Annotated in this window: 5 protein-coding genes; 4 read left to right on the top strand and 1 reads right to left on the bottom strand. The window is 68.5% G+C overall.

All coding sequences use genetic code 11. The annotated features are described in order from the left end of the window. Window positions 1–572, bottom strand: a 572-nt coding sequence (locus A612_RS07425; RefSeq protein ID WP_040436306.1) for a response regulator, incomplete at its 3' end; no start/stop codon positions are given. Window positions 573–1188: 616 nt separating this feature from the next. Here A612_RS07425 and A612_RS16095 point away from each other — a divergent pair. From A612_RS16095 to A612_RS07450, 4 genes are all read left to right on the top strand, one after another. Continuing rightward, on the top strand, window positions 1189–2205 hold the full coding sequence (locus A612_RS16095; protein ID WP_019373877.1) for a hypothetical protein: 1017 nt from the start codon (window positions 1189–1191) through the stop codon (window positions 2203–2205). Between the two features lie 69 nt (window positions 2206–2274). Further along, entirely contained in the window at window positions 2275–2673 is a 399-nt protein-coding gene (locus tag A612_RS07440) for a hypothetical protein (RefSeq protein WP_040436305.1), read from the top strand. 95 nt (window positions 2674–2768) lie between these two features. Then, on the top strand, window positions 2769–4457 hold the full coding sequence (locus A612_RS07445; RefSeq protein ID WP_051001469.1) for a DUF4384 domain-containing protein: 1689 nt from the start codon (window positions 2769–2771) through the stop codon (window positions 4455–4457). 95 nt (window positions 4458–4552) lie between these two features. Then, window positions 4553–5377, top strand: an 825-nt coding sequence (locus A612_RS07450; protein ID WP_206536116.1) for an SEL1-like repeat protein, incomplete at its 3' end; no start/stop codon positions are given.

The raw sequence follows: 5377 nt of genomic DNA on the forward strand, positions 1-5377 counted from the left end.
CCGGCAGGAGCCGGCGCCGTCCCGTGGCCCAGCCGCTGCAGCAACCGCCGCGCCAGGTTCGGGGTGATGGAGGCCCCGCCATTGGCGACCTGGAGGACCGCCTGGGGGTAGTTGCCGAACCAGGAGTTCTTCACCAGGTAGCCCGTGGCGCCGAGCTCGAAGGCGCGCAGCACCTGGTCGTCGCATTCCATGACCGACACCACCACCGCTTCCGCCGACGGGCGAACGGACTTCATGCAATCGATCAGGGCGAACCCCTGTCCATCGCCCAGGTGCAGGTCCACGAGCATGACGTCGAATTCGTGCTGGTGGATGGCTTTGCGCCCCTCGCGCACGCTTGCGGCTTGCGCCATCAGCAAGGTACGGGGATCGGCCATCAGTTCCGTTGCGATAACGCGGCGCATGTGGGGGTCGTCGTCGACCAGGAGGACACGCACCGGCTTGTCGAGCTGGCCGGCGAGGAAGTCGGGCCACAGGCCAGACGAACCTGCCCGCGAGGGGATGCGTCCGTGACCCGGAAGCTGTGGACGCACCAGGGATGCGTCACCTGCGGTGGTATCCAAGCTCAACATGCGGACCTCCCAGCCTTGTACGGTAAAAAGTTACGCTGCCAGCAGGCAAGTTACTCCCAAAGCCCCTGGTGCTTGCGAAATCTGTCCGAGGGTTGCTTATTTAACATTTGCATACCATAAGAACAGGGTATTTATCCCCGCCCAGGCCAGGGGCCGTGCAGGCCGCCAACCCCCGCAGGGACCAGCGGGCAGCGCGATGCGGCAGGGATCCACGCACGCAGGACGACCAGCGCTCACCGGGCCGCGCGCTGCAAGGGCCCGTTGCCCTGCGGGGGCCAGGCAGGCATCGGTCGAGGGGCTTCGTTCAGGAATTTACACGAGACACACTAAGTTGCAATTGCGTGGCGGATGCGCGGCGCTCTGCTTTGCATAGCAGACTTTGCTTGATTCCCAACACCTTGCGGCCTGCACGCTCGACGGTCCGGGGGCGTGCCCTCGCGATTCGGGTGTAGACCCTTGGGGCGATTGTCCCGGGAGGGACAACGCGCCAACACTGGAGCCGACAAAACCTCGAGCCCAGCACTGACAGACGGCTGAACGGGGCGGAGTCCATACCGAGGCCTTCCTTCTTCGAGGGGCCCGGGATTTCCACAGTCCATCTCCGGAGGAGACTTCCATGAAATCGCTTGCCATCTTCACCCTGTCCGCCCTCGCTTCGGCCTCGGTCCTTGCCGTCGGGCCGACCTCCAGCCCCCATATCTCCATCGATGGGACTTCGACCCAGACCATCACGGTGAACTCGGGCTCCAGCGTGCACAACGAGGCCAAGGCCGACTCCACTGCCATCCAGAACCTGTCGAGCAATCGCGGCCGGATCAGCGTGGCGGCGGGAAGCTCATCCACCCAGACCACCACCGTCAGCGGCGACGCCAGGGTGAAGAACGACGCCTTGCAGCGCGGTGACATCGCCGTCCAGAACGTGTCCTCCAATTACGGCAAGGTCGAGCTGGCAGGCAATGCCGCTTCCTCGCAGACGGCCACCATCACCGGCGGCAGCCTGACCAACTCCGCCTCCGGCAGCGGCAACGCCAATTGCTACGGCGTCGACTGCAAGAACAACGGCAAGGCCATGCAGAACGTGTCGAGCAACGCCATCGACGTGGCCGTGAGCGGCAGCAGCACCCAGACCTCGTCCTTGACGAACACGGCGATGAGCAACTCTGCCACTGGCGGAGGCGCAGTGGCCGTGCAGTCGGGCGCCAGCAACACCGGCAAGGTGATCGTGGCCGGGACCAGCTCCCAGACCCTCAGCATGAGCAGCGCCACCGTGAAGAACCTCGCCAACAACGCTGACAGCACCGCGGTTCAGAACCTGGCGAGCAACTACGATGGGGTCAACATCAAGAAAGGCGCCGCCTCCACCCAGAACGTCTCCGGCAGCGGCACGGTGACCAACGAGGCCAGGGGCAAGAACTCCCAGGCCTTCCAGAACCTGTCCTCGAACTTTGGCGACATCGCGATCGGCGGCACCTCCACCCAAACCACGGTGGTCAGTGGCCTGGTCTCGAACCTCGCCAACGGCAAGGGCAGCGTCGCGATCCAGAACCTGGCCTCCAACGACGCCTGCGATCCGCCGACCTTCAAGCTGCCGGATTGCCCCACGGGCTACTGCTGGAGCACTGCTTCCCGCTGACGCCGCGAAAGGCCTGGCCGCCCGGGGCGGCCGGGCCTGTCTCTCTTCCTTTCTCTCCGGAGGTCTGCCATGACGCCCAGCGCCCAGGCCCGTAATTTCTGCCTCCTCCTTGCAGGGTGTTCGCTCGCCTGGATGGCGATGGCAGCCCCGGGGGAAGACCCGGTCACCGTGAACGGCAAGGTGAGCTACCTGCAGCTGCCCACTGCCCGGCCCGGCGGCTCGGCGGACATCGTGCACCGCCGCGACCTGCCCGACCACGCGAAGGCGAAGATCGCGCGTTATGTCGCACGCGCCTACGCCCCCGACCTGATGGGCGTGCAGACGGAAAAGGACGTGGTCTCGGCCGTGCACACCAACGGCACGCGCACCACCTGCGTCCAGACGCTGGCACCGCGCGACCCCGGCAATTCCTTCGGATCGGACCAGGTGGTGGTCATCCGGGGCGACCTGGTGAACGTCTGCAACTGAAGCCGCCAGCGGACCGCGCGCCCCGGCCGCTCAGCCCAGCCGCCGAGCGCTCTTCGCTCCAAAACCAATGAATCCGAGGGGAGGCAGCCATGCCCATGGCGACATCCAGGTCCGGCCAGCAGCACACCCGCACGCGCAGTCCCAGCTGGCTCGCTGTCCTGGCGGCGCTCGCATTCACTGCCGGCTGCACCACCCCGATGGATGCGCGCAAGGACCGCCAGTACCAGGAGCGTGCCCCGATCGCCAGCCGGCCCGTGGTGCGGCCGGTGCGCTCGGTCTCGAGCTTTTCCGAGTCGCTGATGTGCATGGACCGGATGCTGCGCGCCGCCGAAGTGCCGACCACGCTCATCACCAGCAAGCAGTTCGTGGATTTCTCCGGCAAGGTGCCGGCGGCCACCAAGGAAATGGTCGTCACGGCGCTGTCGCAGATGTCGCGCGTGAGCAATGCCTTTCGCTTCGTCGATTTCGAGGTGGACATCGCGCGCCAGGACACGGTGCAGAACCTGACCACCATCTTGCTCAACAACAACCAGATGCAGCTGCAGCGCCCGGCCCTCTACGTCTCGGGCGCGATCGCCTTCGTGGACCAGGGGGTGATCAACAATTCCTTCGATGCGGGGATCTCCGGGCCACGCGTGGACCTGGGCTACAGCCAGAGCCGCAACGCCACCGTGGTGGCGCTGGAGGTGCACCTGGGGGATTTCCGCACGCGCACCATCATCCCCGGGCTGGACTCGGCCAACGAGGTGATCGTCGGCAGCGGCGGCCAGGGCGTGGACCTGGGCGGGCGCATCGGTGAGTACGGCGTGCGCTTCAACGTGGGGCGCGACTACGCCATTGGGACCGGCGCCGCGCTGCGCACGCTGGTGGACCTGTCGATGATCGAGCTCGTGGGCAAGTGGGCGCGCCTGCCCTACTGGCAGTGCCTGACGCTCGACCAGAGCCATCCGCAGTTCCAGCGCCAGATGCACGACTGGTACCTGGAGAGCGGGCACAGCGGCCAATCGCAACTGCTGCGCTCCTCGCTGGTGACGCGCGGCTACCTGCCCCAGGACGCGAGCGACCGCCCAGTGACCGATCCGCTGGTGCGCGACGCACTGGCGCGCTTTCAGGCCGACCGGGGCATTCCCGTGAGCGGCACCATCGACTTCCAGACTTACGAGGCCGCGTTGGGCAACTTCGTCAGCCTGGCGGAAGACGGCTCGCTCGCGCGGGTCGGCTGGGCCGCGACCGGGACCGTCACCACGGCGCAGACCTCGGCCGACGGGAAGCTGCCGCCCCTGCAGGTGGCGGCACAGGCGCCCTGGTCCATCGACCTGCAAATCGAGAACCCGCAACCCGCCGGCGAGCGCCCAGCCTTCACCGAGGGCGAGCAGGTCTTCCTGTCGGCCACCGTGACGCGGGCTTCCCACCTGTACTGCTACTTCGCGGATTCCAGCGGCGGCATCATGCGCCTGCTGCCCAACCTGCTGCAGCCGCATTCGCTGGTCTCGGCCAACCAGGCGGTGCGCATCCCGGACTGGATGGCGCCCAATCCGGGCTTCATCCTGGACGCCGGAAAGCCCGGCCAGGAGACCGTGATGTGCCTGGCGACCCGCGACGACGTGCTGCCGAAGCTGCCGCCATCGATGCAGGGCGCCGCGCTGGCACCGCTGCGCGATGTAGGTTCCCTGGAAGAGCTGCAGCAGCACTTCGACGCCGCCGCCGGCAGCGCGGGCATGGTGACCCGAAGCGTGCAGTGGAAGGTGGCCCCGGCGGCCCCGGCACCCGCCGCTGCACGCTGAAACCCGGGCGGCCCCAGATGCCCACCGTCCTGCGCAACCCACCGCGCTGCGCCCGGGATCCCGTCCCTGTCGTGGCAGGCATCTGGCGGCTGACCATGGTTGCCCATCCTTCCTGGTGGCTGGCGACAGCGCTCGCGCTGGCGGCGGGCATGGGTCCGGCCCGGGCCACCGTGCTAGCAGAACTGGCGCCCGCGCCCCCCGCCCCCCTGCGCGTGAACCCGCAGAGCACCACTGTCCCACCGCTTCGGTCCGGCCCCGGCGAGGCCCCGGCCATCGAGGGGCGCCCGGCCAACGATGCGCCCTCCATCGATGCCGCGCCGCTCGGGACGGCGCCTCTGCGAACCGCTGATTCCGATCCGCAGCGGCAAGCCGTGCTGCAGGAGTTGCACCGCCTGGAGCGCACCGCCGAGTCGGCGCGTCCGGTGGGCAGCACGGTGCCTTCCGCCCAGGCGGCCTGGTTGCTCGGCCTGATCTACCTGCATGGCGCGGGCGTGCGCCACGACCCGGCGCAGGCGCTGCAGTGGTTCGAGCAGGCGGCGCGCTTTGGCCGCGAGCCCTGGGCCTACGCCGGGCTGGCCTGGTGCCATATCGAAGGCTGTGTCGGCCCGGCCAACCCCGCCGCGGCGCAGCGCGCCATCGCCCAGCTGCGGACCCGGCATCCGGCGCGTGCCGACTATCTGGCGTGGTTGCTGGCGGATCGGCAGGTACAGGCGCAGGTAGCGCGCCCGGGCGCCGCGGCGCCGGATGCGCAGCAGGACGCACGAACGGCAGCCCAGGCAGCGCTGCTGCGCAAGGCCGCCGCCGCCGGCGACCTGCACGCGCGGCTCGAACTGGGATTGCAGGCAGCCGCCCAAGACCGGCCCGACCAGGCGGACACCTTCTTCCGGCAGATCGAGGCGCGCTCGCCTGCGGCGGCCGCC

Origin of the sequence: Melaminivora alkalimesophila, from assembly GCF_000282995.1 — a bacterium.
In the GTDB taxonomy this organism is placed as follows: Bacteria; Pseudomonadota; Gammaproteobacteria; order Burkholderiales; family Burkholderiaceae_C; genus Melaminivora; species Melaminivora alkalimesophila.

Coding starts and splice junctions, on each gene's coding strand:
- A612_RS07440 (WP_040436305.1), top strand. CDS start 2,275: ATGACGCCCAGCGCCCAGGCCCGTAATTTCTGCCTCCTCCTTGCAGGG.
- A612_RS16095 (WP_019373877.1), top strand. CDS start 1,189: ATGAAATCGCTTGCCATCTTCACCCTGTCCGCCCTCGCTTCGGCCTCG.
- A612_RS07445 (WP_051001469.1), top strand. CDS start 2,769: ATGGCGACATCCAGGTCCGGCCAGCAGCACACCCGCACGCGCAGTCCC.